Origin of the sequence: Streptomyces colwelliae (assembly GCF_048158785.1) — a bacterium.
In the GTDB taxonomy this organism is placed as follows: Bacteria; Actinomycetota; Actinomycetes; order Streptomycetales; family Streptomycetaceae; genus Streptomyces.
Window position 1 is genome coordinate 1 of the sequence record NZ_JBLTJC010000299.1, and the last position, 12,942, is coordinate 12,942.

Below are 12,942 nucleotides of genomic sequence, written 5' to 3' on the forward strand. Positions count from 1 at the left end.
TGAGTACGCCGTGCCCAACGGCACGATCCCCGTACGGCCCGCATCGCCGCCGACGATCACGCTGTTGTCGTACGACGACGAGGGCTCCGTAGCCGTGGAGTAGGCGAGGCGCGTGTAGTACGGGTCGTAGCGGACGTCCTCGCTGCCGTGGTTGTGGAGGCGGACCAGGCCGTCCGAACCGGTGGACTGGAGAAGCCAGTTGGCGGGGGCGATCGGCGTGACCGCGTCCGCCCGCTCCACCGGGCCCGGCTCCTCCTCCGCCGTCCACACCTCGTGGTCCGGCGGGAGCAGCAGGCCGACGAACCCCTTGCTGGCCCAGTACGGGGATGCCGGGCCCGAATAGCCTTGCAGGACCGCCTCGTTGGGGCCGTGCCAGCCCAGAGTCAGCAGCCCCCGATCGTCCACCGCGCCCCGGTCGAGGAAGTACCGAAGCGCGCCGGAGGCCAGTCGTCGCGTCTCCCCCGGCGACAGCGGCGTACGGCCCGTCAGCGCGCCCAGCCACAGCGGAGCCGTCGTCGCGAAGCGGTAGGTCAACGAGCGGCCCTGGTGCATCGGGGCGCCGTCACCGCCGAACAGGCGGGCGTAGTCGGCGAGATGGCGTTCCAGGCGGCCGCCGTAGAGGTCGAGGAGTCGGGCGTCGTCGGCGAGCCAGGCGTGCAGGACCGGGTAGAGGTGCATCGCCCAGCCGTTGTAGTAGTCGAACTTGCGGCCGTCGCCGTCCGTGTACCAGCCGTCGCCTACGTACCAGTCCTCGATGCGCGACAGCCCTCGGTCGATCGCCTTGCGGGACGCGTCGACCTCGTAGCCGATGTCCTGGAGGAAGCCGCCGACCGTGACGGGGAACAACTCCCAGTTGCAGGGCCAGGGTTCGGCGGTGAGGGCGTCGGCGAGCCAGGCCGCCGCGCGTTGTCGTACGGGCTCGTCGAGGCGGTCCCAGAGGAGGGGGCGGGTCAGGCGCAGGGCGAGGGCGATCGAGGCCGCCTCGACCAGGGGCTGGCTGCGGTCCTCGATGCGGGGCCAGACGCCCGCGACGCCTGCCGCGAGGCCGTCCGCGTAGCGCTCCAGTGCCGTCTCGTCGTGGCGGAAGGCGGCCAGGAGCAGGGTGCGGGCGTAGCCCTCCAGGCCGTCGGAGAGTCTGCCGGACCAGCTCGTGTGGGTGCCGGGGAGGTGGTAGAGCGCGCGGTCCTCGGTCGCGTACGGCTCCACCGCCGCGAGGAGGCTGTCGGCCGCCGTCTCCCAGTGGGCGCGGGTGTAGCCGGTGCGGGGGCTCAACACGCGGTCGTCGGCAGGGAGTTGCATCGGCTCGCTTTCACACGCACGGCGGGAGAGTGGAACCTGGGGCGCCCCGGTTCCGGTCGGAACGCCCCAGGGGTCTTTCGGGTCTCACCCCACTCGTACCCGGTCCTCCGGCAGCAGATGCCGCGCGACGAGTTCGTCGCGGACCAGGCCCGCGTACACCGTGGCACCGTGCGCGGAGGTGTGCGTGTTGTCCTTCTTCTCGTTGTAGAGGTAGATGGCCTTGGAGCCTTCCACTCCCAGCGATTCCACCAGCGCCTTGGTCTGCGCCGTGAGGTCGATCAGCGTTACCCCCTCGGCGGCGGCGACCGAGCGGACGACGCCCGGCAGATCCACGCCGAGTCCGTTCACCAGCAGCGCTGTGTTGTTGTTCAGTGTGCCGTCGGCATTGAACCAGCGTCGGACGATCGGTGTCACGAGTACCGGTCGGCCTCCCATGTCCCGTATACCCCCGACGAGCGTTTCCAAGTTCGCGCGATACGTCGCCTCGTCGGTCGTCTTGTCGTTGTGGGCGAGCTGGACGAGGACGAGGTCACCGGGGTGGATCAGCGGCTGAACCGTCCCCCACAGCAAGGGATTCTCCAGGTACGTGACCGTACTCTCGCCGGAATCGGCGTAGTTGGCGACGGAGACGCCCTTGCGCAGGAACTGCGGGAGCTGTTGGCCCCAGCCGGAGTACGGGTCGCCCGGTTGGTCGCAGACCGTGGAGTCGCCGATCAGGATGATCTGGCGGGCGTGGTGGGCGGGGGCGACGCGGATGTCGGCGAGTGCGGGGGCCGTGCCGCCGAGGGCGAGGTCGAGGCCCGGAGTGCCGTCGGGGCCGGTGGGTTCGCCCTCGGGCGTACGGACGTCGACCGTGAAGCTGCGGGTCACGGTGCGGCCGGCCGCCGTGGCCGTCTCGGGGAGCAGGGAGCGCCGGGTCTCGCCCGTGATGGCCGTACTCGCCGCGCTCTCGCCACCGACGCGGACCGTCACGTCGTAGGTGCCGGGCGGGACGTCGAAGTGGCAGGCGGTCGCGGTGCAGTTGGCGAGGCCGGGCGGGGGTGTGCGGTCGTGTGCCTGGGCGGGTGCGGCCGACAGGGCGGTGCTCAGGGTCAGCGCAGCCAGCAGGGCGATGTTGAAACGTCTCATTCGCGGCTCCTCCGTCCGACGACAAGGCCTGGCGGTGGACCGTACCGCTCTGGACAAGCGCTTTCTAGACCTACGTCAGATTTCACGTCATCGCCAACTCCAAGGCTGCGAAAGCCCTTTCGCGAAATCGATTCAACTGCCACCCTCCAAAGCACCCGCACCCCCACCTCCCGAAGGAGGCACCCCCATGTCCGGTTCTGTGAACAGACCGGTTCGCCGCCGCACCTTCGTCCTCGGCACGGCGGCCGCCGCCGGTTCGGCGGCGCTCGCCGGACCGCTCGCCGAGACCGCGTCCGCCGCGAGCTTCGGCTACACCGACGACGGCTCGAACTACGTCGTCGACACCGGCGCGAGCCTGGTCTTCAAGGTCAGCAAGACGAACGGCGACCTGACCTCGCTGGTCTACAAGGGCACCGAGTACCAGGGCTACGGCGGCATGAACTCGCACGTCGAGTCCGGCCTCGGCGCCTCCACGGTGACGATCGCGCAGTCCGGCACGACGATCCTGATCTCCGTCACACACGGCACGCTGAAGCACTACTACGCGGCCCGCAGCGGCGAGAACAACGTCTATCTGTGGACCAACAAGGCCGACACCTCGGTCAGCGCGACCCGCTACATCGTGCGCGTGAAGGCCGGCCTGTTCCTCAACGACGAGCCGGATTCCTACACTTACGCGCCGACCACCATCGAGTCCGCCGACGTCTTCGAGAAGTCCGACGGCCAGACCCGCTCCAAGCACTACGCGAAGAAGCGGGTCATCGACTACGACTACATCGGCTGGACCACCGGCAGCGTCGGCCTGTGGGTCGTGCGCAGCAACCACGAGAAGGCCTCCGGCGGCCCGTTCTACCGCTCGCTGCTGCGCCACCAGAGCACGGGCGGCGGCGGGTTGTACGAGATCCTGTACTACGGCGAGAACCAGACGGAGGCCCAGCGGTTCGGCCTCCAGGGGCCGTACGTCATCGCGCTCACGGACGGCGGCGCGCCCTCCTCCTCGCTCTACCACGCCAACCTCACCACCTCGTGGGCCGATTCGCTCGGCATCTCCGGCTACACGGCGGCGAGTTCGCGGGGCCGGGTCGCCGGCGTGGGCATCACCGGGCGCGACACGGCGTACGCGTACACGGTCGGGATCGCCAACTCGGCCGCCCAGTACTGGGGTTCGGCGCGGGCCTCGGACGGCTACTTCTCGATCGCGGGAGTGCTGCCGGGGACGTACACGCTGACGGTCTTCAAGGGTGAACTCGCCGTCTACACCGGGTCGGTGACGGTCACGGCGGGCGGGACGACGACGCTGAACAGCATCCCGATCTCCTCCTCGAACGACCCGTCCAACGCGAGCGCGATCTGGCGGATCGGCAACTGGGACGGCTCGCCGAGCGGGTTCAAGAACGCGGACCTGATGACGTACGCGCATCCGTCGGACGTACGGGCCGCGTCCTGGACCGGCAACGTCGTCGTCGGCAGCGGGACGGAGACCTCGGCGTTCCCCTGCTATCTGTGGAAGGACGTCAACAGCGGGATCATCGTGTACTTCAAGCTGACGGCGGCTCAGCTCGCCGCCGCGCACACCCTGCGCATCGGTGTGACGACGGCGTACGCGAACGGCCGGCCGCAGGTCGTCGTCAACGACACCTGGACCTCGGCCGTCCCCTCGCCGCCGACCCAGCCGAGCACCCGGTCGCTGACCGTGGGCTCGTACCGGGGCAACAACAACACGTTCACGTACAGCGTTCCGGCGTCGGCCTGGCTGACGGACGCCAGTGCGTACAACACGTTGAAGATCTATGTGGCGAGCGGCTCGGGGACGACGTCGTTCCTGAGCGCGGGCACGTCGATCGACGCGATCGATCTGCTGGCCTAGAGGCGGCAACTCCCGGGCGGGGAGCGGCGACTTGAGGGCATGACAGAGCCGAACACGCACCGCCGCTCCCCCGCCCGGCGTCGAGCCGCCGCCGTGGCGACCGGTACCGCGGCCGCCCTCGGGCTGGTCGCGGTGTCGCTGGCGACCCAGGCGCGGGCCGCCACCGTCATCACCGTCGCCAAGGACGGCTCGGGCCGCTACACGACCGTGCAGGCCGCCGTGAACGCGGCCGCCGCCGGTGACACCATCTCCGTCGCGAAGGGCACGTACACCGAGATCGTCAACGTGCCTTCCGGCAAGACGGGGTTGACCATCCAGGGCGCCACCGGCAACGCCGAGGACGTCGTCATCACCTATGACCGGGCCGCCGGTTACACCGATTCCGGCGGCAACAAGTACGGGACGCTGGGCAGTTCGGTCGCGACCTTCTCGGCGAGCGGCCTCACCGTCACCGGGATCACCGTCCAGAACACCTTCGACAAGACGGCCCACCCCGAGATCACTGACACGCAGGCCGTCGCCATCACCGCGCAGGGCGACCGGCAGACGTTCACCAACGACCGGTTCATCAGCCGCCAGGACACCGTCCTCAACTGGTCGCCGTCGTCGACCGGCCAGTACCGGCAGTACTTCTACTCGTCCTTCATCTCGGGCGATGTGGACTTCGTCTTCGGCAACGCCACCGCCGTCTACGACCGGGTGAACATCCAGCTGCGCAACTCGGGCGCCGCCGCGGGCGGCCTCAACGGCTTCCTCTCCGCGCCCAACACCAGCTCCGCGAAGACCTACGGCATCCTCGTCACCGGCAGTTCGGTGAGCAGCTCGGCGGCGGCCAACACGTACTACCTGGGCCGCCCTTGGCACCCGACGGCGGACGCGGTGGGCCAACTGGTCGTCCGGCAGACCTCGTTGCCCGCCGCCGTGAAGGTCGCCGGGCCCTGGACGGACATGAGCGGCTACTCGTGGAAGAACGCCCGCTTCTTCGAGTACAAGAACACGGGCGCCGGCGCCACCGTGAACTCCAACCGCCCGCAGCTCACCGACTCCCAGGCCGCGAACTACACGGCCCAGAAGTACCTGGCGGGCACGGACGGCTGGAATCCTGTCCGCTAACCGTGTGCTCAACTACCGCGCGTCCACTGCTGGTTGGTACCCCCGCCGCACGTGTAGGTGATGATCGCGGCGGAGTTGGCGGTGGACGCGCCCGACACGTCCAGGCACTCGCCGCTGGTCCTGGCCTTGACGAGGACGTAGCTGCCCGATGTGGTCAGGCTCCACTGCTGGGTGGTGGCGCCGGTGCAGTTCTCCTGGGTGACGTTCGTCGAGTTCTCCTGGAGGCACAACGAGCTGCCCCGGCCCATGAGTTCGTAGTAGCCGGTGCCGAGGTCCTTGAACCACCACTTCTGGTTGGTGCCGCTGTTGCAGGTGTACTGGCTGATCGCGACGCCCTGCCACAGCGACTGATTCGCCACGTCCGCGCACTTGGCGCTGTTGCGGGCGATGAGCGTGTTGTACGTCGCGCTCGTCCCGCTGATCGTGCCTGCGGCCGTGTCGACCGACACCTCCGGGTACCAGGACGCCATGGACATCGAGGTGGTGGTCGGGAAGGTCAACGGCAGCCAGACGTAACGGGAGTCGTTGACGGTGCCGCCGAAGGAGTTGCCCCAGCGGTCGCCCATGTAGAGGTACGAGGTGCCCGAAGTCCCCGTGACCGGGAGGACGTAGGCGGTCTGCGAGTTGTATGCGGTCGAGTCGCCGACGTTGGTGAAGGCGGTCCACGGGCCGGTGATGCTGGTGGCGGTGGCGTACTGCTGCTGGTTGGCGCTCCAGCCGGTGGCGGCCGAAGTCAGCATGAAGTAGACGCCGTTGCGCTTGAACAGGGCCGGTGCCTCGCGGTGTCCGCCCACCCACGGGTTGGCGACCAGGCTGTCGATGGCGGTGTAGTCGGCGGTGAGCTTGTAGATGTGCAGGTCGTAGTTCTCGTTGGCGGCGGAGACCATGTAGGCGGTGCCGTCGGTGTCGACGAACGTCGTGATGTCCCGGGACATGTTGTCGCCGAGCGGCTGGAAACTGCCCTGGTAGGTGTAACTGCCGTCCACGGTCGAGGAGACGGCGACGGCGGCCTTCGCCTCGCTGTAGTCGACGCCGTTCTCCTTGTGCATCCACATCACGAACTTGCCGGTGGACGCGTTGTAGATGACCTTCGGCCGCTCGATGTAGGCGGTGCCCAGCTCGGAGGCGCTGGACTGGGTCAGCACGTGGGCCCGGAACTCCCAGTTCTTCAGGTCGGTGGAGCGGTAGGCGTCCACGTACTTGAAGGTGTTGTCGGCGTTGCGGTCCTCACCGAACCAGTAGTAGTAGCTGCCGACCTTGATCACCCCGCCACCGTGCGCGTGCACGGCGTTGCCCGAAGTGTCCGTGAACTGCGTGCCGTTGGTGATGGTCTGGGCGGCGGCCTGGGCCGGTCCGGCGGTCACGAGTGCGGCGGCGAGCACGCAGCACAGGGCGACGAGGATTGCGTACACACGTCTCATCTGACGCCTCTCGGAGGTGGGGGGAGAGCGGGAAACAGTGGGGGGTTCGAGGTACGGGACTCAGAGTTCGGTTCGGGATCTCGTACGCCATCTGTCATTACGAACGCCGAAAAGGTAAGGGTGTGTTACGGGAAGGTCAACGGGTCGCGCGTGACAAAGACGGTCGCGAGATTTCTGTTATCGCCGCCGCCGACGCACGTCTCCAGTGATGTGCGCAGCCAAACCCGCAAGACCTCAGCCGCCGTAGGCGCCCTCGCGACCGTCGCCCTCCTGGTCGGCGCTCTCCCGGCCTCGGCCGCCGGTGCCCGTGACGCGACCGCCGACGTCCTCGCGAATCGGGACGTCACGCTCACCGGCGACACGGTGGTCACCGTGCCGTCCGGGACGACGACGTACAACGGGGTGTTCCGGGGCCAGGGCACGCTCACCGTGCGCGGCGGGGGCACGCTGATCCTCACCAAGGACAGCGACTTCACGCTCCCGGCGTCCCGGCAGCGGCAGAAGGTGACCACCCAGGGCGGCAACCACCCGTACACGACCGTCAACAATCCGGACCCGCCCGCGATCACGGTCGCGAGCGGCACAACTCTCCAGTACGGCACGGGTGGTGGGACCGGCCTCATCGGCCACTTCCCCTACGGCACACCCGGCTACCAGCTCAACGAGTTGAACGTCCGGGTCGACGGCACCCTGCGTCTCTCCCTGACCCGCACCTTCAACATCGGCACGATCAGCGGCTCGGGCCTGGTCACCCAGCCGCGCAACATGTGGGGAACGCTCGACCTCGCCGGAACCCACCCGTTCTCAGGGGTCATCGACAACGGCACGGGCATGGCGGTCGGCCGCCCCGAGTACCCGGTGGCACTCCCCAACGCCCGCGCGATCCTCAACCAGGGCTCCTGGATCATCGACACCCCGCTGTACCGGACGATCACCCTGCGCCAGAACTTCTACCAGCGCGAGTACGGCAGCGACGTCAACGTCCACTCCCGGCCGGGCAGCAAGGTCGTCCTCACGGGCCAGTACAGCTACAGCGACCAGGGCGGCGACACGAACCCCTCGCTCAGCGACTCGGACCTCAACTGGCGTGCGATCGCCCACCAGTCGAACAAGCGCGGCACCAACATCGAGGGCGCGAACGTCCAGTGGGGCGACGGCACCACCCACCAAATCTTCATGCCGGGCACCAAGGACACCGTCTACATCAACCTCCACGCGGCGAGCGGGGTCCGGTCCCGGCTGACCTTCGACTACGACGGTCCGGTCACCCTGGGTGCGCCGATCGGCGGCGGCAAGTACCACGACACCCTGGCCGCGCCCGGCGCCGGTGACATCGTCATCGCGGGGACGCGCGGGAACGACGTGACCTTCGCGGCACCGCAGTACTACGACGGGTCGACGACCGTGGAGAAGGGCGCGGTGCTGCGGCTGGGGTCCGGGAAGGCGGGTGGCGACGGCGGACTGCTGACCGGCACGGAGGGGCGGCGGATCGTTGACGACGGGACCCTCGTCCTGCAAAACGTGTCACTTTCCACGAAACTGTCGCACTTCGGCGGCAAGGGGTCCCTGGTCCAGTCCGGCGCCGCCACGACGACGCTGACGGGCCCGGCGGTGACGTACACCGGGACGACGACGGTCTCCAAGGGCACGCTGGCGCTCCGCTCGGGCGCAACTCTCGCCCACAGCAAGGCGATTCGCCTCACCTCGGCGGGTGCACGGCTGGACGTGGGAACGGCGGGTCTGCGGGTGGCGACCACGCTCACCGGCTCGGGCACGGTGAAGGGAGCGGTGACGAACGACGGCGTGGTGACGACCGGCCTCACCGTGACCGGTAACTACACGCAGAGCTCGAAGGGCGAACTGGTCCTGCGCGACAAGCCGTTGAAGGTGGCGGGCAAGGTCGGCCTGGCCGGCGACCTGGACCTGTCGGCCGCCGGGACGCACCCCGCGCGGACCGTCACGATCCTCGACCACACGGGGCACGGCACAACAACGGGCGCGTTCACGGGACTTCGCGAGGGCACCAAGCTGAAGCTCGCCGACACGACGTACCGCATCAGCTACCGGGGCGGCGACGGCAACGACGTCGTCCTGACCGCCATCACCGCGAGCAGCCCCTCGGCCACCACCCACACCACCCCCAAGTCATCCTCCGACACGACGGTCACCGAGGCCCGCACGGCGAACACCGCCCGCGGCGACGGCTTCGGCTGGTGGCCGTACGCACTCGGACTCGGCCTGCTGGGCGGCCTGTTGGTACCGGCGACGAAGCGCACCCGGGGTGGTGGCAGGCGCGGGGGCGGAAAGCACGCGGCGTAGGCCCGCGCCGCGTACCGGGGCAGGCTGCCGGCCGGGGCGAACGGCAGGCACTGGCGTCCCGGAAGGGATTCCCCGGCGGGGTCCACATTCCGGGCATTCCGTTCGCCAGGTGGACGCGGATCCGTCTCCTCGATCGTATCGACTAGCGTCGTGACATGAACAGCTACACCTCCGCCCCGTTCACCGACGCCCTCGCCGCCGGGACGCTCGCCCTCGACGGCGGGCTGTCCAACCAGCTCGGAGCGGCCGGGCACGACCTGAGCGACGAGCTGTGGTCGGCGCGACTGCTCGCGGACCGGCCCGAGGCGATCACCGAGGCGCACCTCGCGTACTTCGAGGCGGGCGCCAATGTGGCGATCACCGCCAGCTACCAGGCCAGCTTCGAGGGCTTCGCGAAGCGCGGGGTCAAGCGCGACAGGGCGACCGAACTCATCGCCCTGAGCGTGGAGTTGGCCCTGGACGCGGCGGTGGAGGCGTGGGACCGGGGCGTCAAACGACGTCTCTATGTGGCCGCCTCGGTCGGGCCGTACGGCGCGATGCTCGCGGACGGCTCCGAGTACCGCGGCCGGTACGGGCTGAGCGTGGCCGAGTTGGAGGCCTTCCACCGGCCCCGCATGGAGGTGCTGGCCGCCGTCGGCCCGGACGTGCTGGCCCTGGAGACGATCCCGGACGCCGTCGAGGCCGAGGCGCTGCTGCGGGCGGTGCGCGGGCTGGGCGTGCCCGCCTGGCTGTCGTACTCGATCGCGGGTGACCGCACCCGTGCCGGGCAGCCCTTGGAGGAGGCGTTCGCGCTGGCCGCCGACGTGGACGAGGTCGTCGCGGTGGGCGTCAACTGCTGCGCGCCCGAGGACGTCGACGCCGCGGTCGAGACCGCGGCCCGCGTCACCGGCAAGCCCGTCGTCGTCTACCCCAACAGCGGCGAGACCTGGGACGCCGAGGCGCGCGCCTGGACGGGCCGGTCCACCTTCACCACCGAGCAGGTCGAGGGCTGGCTGGCCTCCGGCGCGCGGCTGGTCGGCGGGTGCTGCCGGGTGGGGCCGGAGGCGATCACGTCGATCGCGCGGACGCTGGACGCAGCCGCCTGACCGGGCACCCCGCCTAGGGCGTGGCCGCGATCGAGTCCCGCACCACCACATGCGTGCCCAGCAGCAGGTGCTCGTCCGGTGACTCCGGTGAGCGGCCCAGCGCGGTGCGTACGGCGAGGCGGCCGAGTTCCTCGTAGGGGACGTGGACCGTGGTCAGGGCCGGGTACAGGTCGCGGGCGAACGGGATGTCGTCGTAACCGGCCAGCGAGACGTCGCCGGGGACGTCCAGGCCCGCCTCGTGCAGCGCGGTGAGCGCGCCCGCCGCGACCATGTCGGTGGCGGCGACCACGGCCGTGAACTCCAGTTTCCGGCTCAGGGCGAGGCGCATCAGCCGGTGGCCCGAGTCGCGGGTGAAGTCGCCGTGGAGGAGGAGTTCCGGGTCGGGTTCGAGGCCGCGGGCGCGGTGGGCGGCGAGGTATCCGCGTTCGCGGCCCTGCGCGGTCGCGTGGTCCGGCTTGCCGCCGAGGAACAGGACGCGCTGGTGGCCCTGGGCCAGGACGTGCGCGACGAGGGCGTAGGCGCCGCCCTCGTTGTCGTATTCGATGACCGTGACCGGTGCGCCCGGGCCGAGCGGCGGTCGCCCGCAGAGCACGAGCCGCGAGCCCGCCGCCGCGAGGGAGTCGGCGATACGGCGGGTGCGCTCGCGGTACTCGGGGGTGTCCGCGGTACCGCCGACGAGGATCACGGCGGCGGTGCGCTGGGCGCGCATCGTCTCGATGAAGTCCAGTTCGCGCTGGACGTCGCCCTCGGTGCTGCACACCAGGCACAGGTGGCCGAGCCGGGTCGCCTCGCGCTCCACGCCGTGCGCCATCAGCGCGAACGACGGTCCCGTGATGTCCTCCAGGACGAAGGCGAGGGTCGGCGTCCCGACGCCCGCCACGGCCTTGGCGCGGGCGTCGGCGACGTAGTCCAGTTCGCGTACGGCCCGCAGCACGCGCGTGCGGGTCGCCGTGCTCACCGGGTAGTCCCCGCCGAGCACCCGCGACACCGTGGACGCGGACACCCCGGCGCGGGCCGCCACGTCGCGGATGGTGCTCCCGTTCGCGTCCTGGCTCTTCCTGGTCATGTACCGCCTCGCCCCTCCCCGGCCTGTGGCAACACCCCGGCAACCGGTTCCCTGCGCGGAGGGTAGCAGTGGGTGAGGGGCGGGAGGAGGGGTGTGCGTCGGCCAATTCACTTACGTCAGCGGGCGGTTGTCGGCGGCCCGCGTTGGGCAACCGGTTTCCGTCCCGCACCCGCGCCCGCCCTCACGGCGACCGCCGGACGTCCCCCGTCCGCCGCAGCCGCCGTACGACCGACCGCAGTTCGGTAGTGCTCCGCGCGGGCGGCGCGCCCTCGGCCGGATCGGCCGGAACCGCCGCTTCCTTCGCCACTGCGTCGGCCGCCCACAGGGCGAACTCGGGGTCGCGCGGCCCGTGCGCGACGTACGGCGCGCCCTCGCCGAAGATCCGTACCGGATGGGTGTCGTCCCAGGTCCGCCAGCCCGGGTCGCCGTCCACGGCGAACCGCACCCAGGCCCCGTGCATGGCGTCGGCCAGGTCCTGGGGCGCGCCCTGGCCCGCGAGTTTGGCGGACTCGGGGATGTCGCCCGTGTCGAAGACGAAGCCGAGTTCGAGGGCGTGGCAGGAGCCGAGGTCGGGGAGGTTGGAGGGCCAGGCGAACTCGTACACGTGGGAGGTTCCGGGGCGGGCGTCGGCGAGGCGGTGCAGCGGGTAGCGGAGGAGGTGGTCGGTGACGAGCTGGCCGACGGTCTCGGCGGTGCCGGCGCCGGGGTGCAGGGCGCGGTAGCCGCGCGGGACCTCGACGCCGCAGTGGCAGCGGGCCATCGCACCGGCCAGGGCGACCGCGCCGAGCCGGTCGACGCGCTCGTGGAGGCCGCCGGGGACCAGCCACAGCCGGTACTCGTCGCGGGTCCAGCCCAGCATCAGGTCGACGCCCCGGGCCGCCTCCCCGGCACCGCCTTCGACGAGAGCCTCCATCGGGTCGCGGGGCACGAGGTCGCCGTCGATGACGATCCCGAACGTGGGTCCGCCGAGCACCGGGCTGCTGAGTCTGCCCACGTCGGCCTGGGTGCGCAGCAGCAGTTCGCGGTCGACGGCGGCGAAGGCCTCGGCGGTGGCGGGGATCTTCAGCCGGGTCGCCATCCGGCGCACCATCCGCCGTACCTTGTCCCGGTCGAAGGCCTCCGGGGGCCCGCTCTGGAGCACGGCCCGGCGGATCAGCCCCTGGGCTTGCGGGGCGGCGAGCAGGGCGCCGGTGCTGATCGCGCCGGCGGACTGGCCGAAGAGGGTGATCCGGTCGGGGTCGCCGCCGAACTCCGCGATGGACTCGTGCACCCAGCGCAGCGCGGCGAGCTGGTCGCGCAGGCCGGGGTTGGCGGGGGCGTCCGGGAAGAGGCCGTAACCCTCCACGCCCAGGCGGTAGTTGAGCGAGACGAACACGACTCCGTCGCGGGCGAAGGCGTGTCCGTCGTAGACCGGGACCGCCGACGAACCCCGGGTGAGCGCACCGCCGTGCAGCCAGACCATGACCGGCAGGCGGGCGCCCGGGCCGGGTTCCGGGGTCCACACGTTGAGGTTGAGGCAGTCGTCGCCGGGGCGACGGGTCCACCGGCGCCCGGTCGCCCGGTGCACGCCCCGGGAGGGCGGCGCCGTCGAGCGGCGGCAGCTCGGCGGACGCGGTCCACCGGCCGGCGAGAGGTATCAGGACC

The 12,942-nt window shown here is 70.6% G+C and carries 9 protein-coding genes; 4 read left to right on the forward strand and 5 right to left on the reverse strand.

Annotated elements, in window-relative coordinates; all coding sequences use genetic code 11:
• Together ACNFOC_RS40180 and ACNFOC_RS40185 are read right to left on the reverse strand one after the other, a co-directional pair.
• Positions 1 to 1,299: DUF2264 domain-containing protein (locus ACNFOC_RS40180; RefSeq protein WP_416963951.1), on the reverse strand; the 1,299-nt coding region annotated here is incomplete at its 3' end.
• An 84-nt stretch (positions 1,300 to 1,383) separates the two neighbouring features.
• On the reverse strand, positions 1,384 to 2,427 hold the full coding sequence (locus ACNFOC_RS40185; protein WP_416963952.1) for a rhamnogalacturonan acetylesterase: 1,044 nt from the start codon (positions 2,425 to 2,427) through the stop codon (positions 1,384 to 1,386).
• A 187-nt stretch (positions 2,428 to 2,614) separates the two neighbouring features.
• Here ACNFOC_RS40185 and ACNFOC_RS40190 point away from each other — a divergent pair, with 187 nt between their 5' ends.
• Together ACNFOC_RS40190 and ACNFOC_RS40195 are read left to right on the forward strand one after the other, a co-directional pair.
• Positions 2,615 to 4,294: a rhamnogalacturonan lyase B N-terminal domain-containing protein gene (locus ACNFOC_RS40190; RefSeq protein WP_416963953.1), complete on the forward strand. Its 1,680-nt coding sequence runs from the start codon at positions 2,615 to 2,617 to the stop codon at positions 4,292 to 4,294.
• Between the two features lie 39 nt (positions 4,295 to 4,333).
• Complete coding sequence (locus tag ACNFOC_RS40195) at positions 4,334 to 5,407, forward strand: pectinesterase family protein (protein ID WP_416963954.1); 1,074 nt, start codon at positions 4,334 to 4,336, stop codon at positions 5,405 to 5,407.
• A gap of 8 nt (positions 5,408 to 5,415) precedes the next feature.
• On the opposite strand, the gene ACNFOC_RS40200 is transcribed toward ACNFOC_RS40195, so the two are convergent.
• The gene (locus tag ACNFOC_RS40200; protein ID WP_416963955.1) at positions 5,416 to 6,828 is read right to left on the reverse strand and encodes an RICIN domain-containing protein; all 1,413 of its coding nucleotides are present in this window, start codon (positions 6,826 to 6,828) and stop codon (positions 5,416 to 5,418) included.
• A gap of 210 nt (positions 6,829 to 7,038) precedes the next feature.
• Between ACNFOC_RS40200 and ACNFOC_RS40205 the strand changes: the two genes are divergently transcribed.
• Together ACNFOC_RS40205 and mmuM are read left to right on the forward strand one after the other, a co-directional pair.
• Positions 7,039 to 9,147 (forward strand): autotransporter-associated beta strand repeat-containing protein, encoded by a 2,109-nt coding sequence (locus ACNFOC_RS40205; RefSeq protein ID WP_416963956.1) that lies wholly within the window; start codon positions 7,039 to 7,041, stop codon positions 9,145 to 9,147.
• Between the two features lie 155 nt (positions 9,148 to 9,302).
• Complete coding sequence (gene mmuM, locus ACNFOC_RS40210; protein ID WP_416963957.1) at positions 9,303 to 10,232, forward strand: homocysteine S-methyltransferase; 930 nt, start codon at positions 9,303 to 9,305, stop codon at positions 10,230 to 10,232.
• A 13-nt stretch (positions 10,233 to 10,245) separates the two neighbouring features.
• On the opposite strand, the gene ACNFOC_RS40215 is transcribed toward mmuM, so the two are convergent.
• Positions 10,246 to 11,298: a LacI family DNA-binding transcriptional regulator gene (locus tag ACNFOC_RS40215; protein WP_416963958.1), complete on the reverse strand. Its 1,053-nt coding sequence runs from the start codon at positions 11,296 to 11,298 to the stop codon at positions 10,246 to 10,248.
• 181 nt (positions 11,299 to 11,479) lie between these two features.
• The gene (locus tag ACNFOC_RS40220; protein WP_416963959.1) at positions 11,480 to 12,865 is read right to left on the reverse strand and encodes a carboxylesterase/lipase family protein; all 1,386 of its coding nucleotides are present in this window, start codon (positions 12,863 to 12,865) and stop codon (positions 11,480 to 11,482) included.
• Between the last annotated feature and the right edge of the window lie 77 nt (positions 12,866 to 12,942).

What these genes read in the sequence shown, in the direction of transcription:
- ACNFOC_RS40185 (WP_416963952.1), bottom strand. Translation starts at nt 2,427, where the DNA reads ATGAGACGTTTCAACATCGCCCTGCTGGCTGCGCTGACCCTGAGCACC.
- ACNFOC_RS40190 (WP_416963953.1), top strand. Translation starts at nt 2,615, where the DNA reads ATGTCCGGTTCTGTGAACAGACCGGTTCGCCGCCGCACCTTCGTCCTC.
- ACNFOC_RS40195 (WP_416963954.1), top strand. Translation starts at nt 4,334, where the DNA reads ATGACAGAGCCGAACACGCACCGCCGCTCCCCCGCCCGGCGTCGAGCC.
- ACNFOC_RS40200 (WP_416963955.1), bottom strand. Translation starts at nt 6,828, where the DNA reads ATGAGACGTGTGTACGCAATCCTCGTCGCCCTGTGCTGCGTGCTCGCC.
- mmuM (WP_416963957.1), top strand. Translation starts at nt 9,303, where the DNA reads ATGAACAGCTACACCTCCGCCCCGTTCACCGACGCCCTCGCCGCCGGG.
- ACNFOC_RS40215 (WP_416963958.1), bottom strand. Translation starts at nt 11,298, where the DNA reads ATGACCAGGAAGAGCCAGGACGCGAACGGGAGCACCATCCGCGACGTG.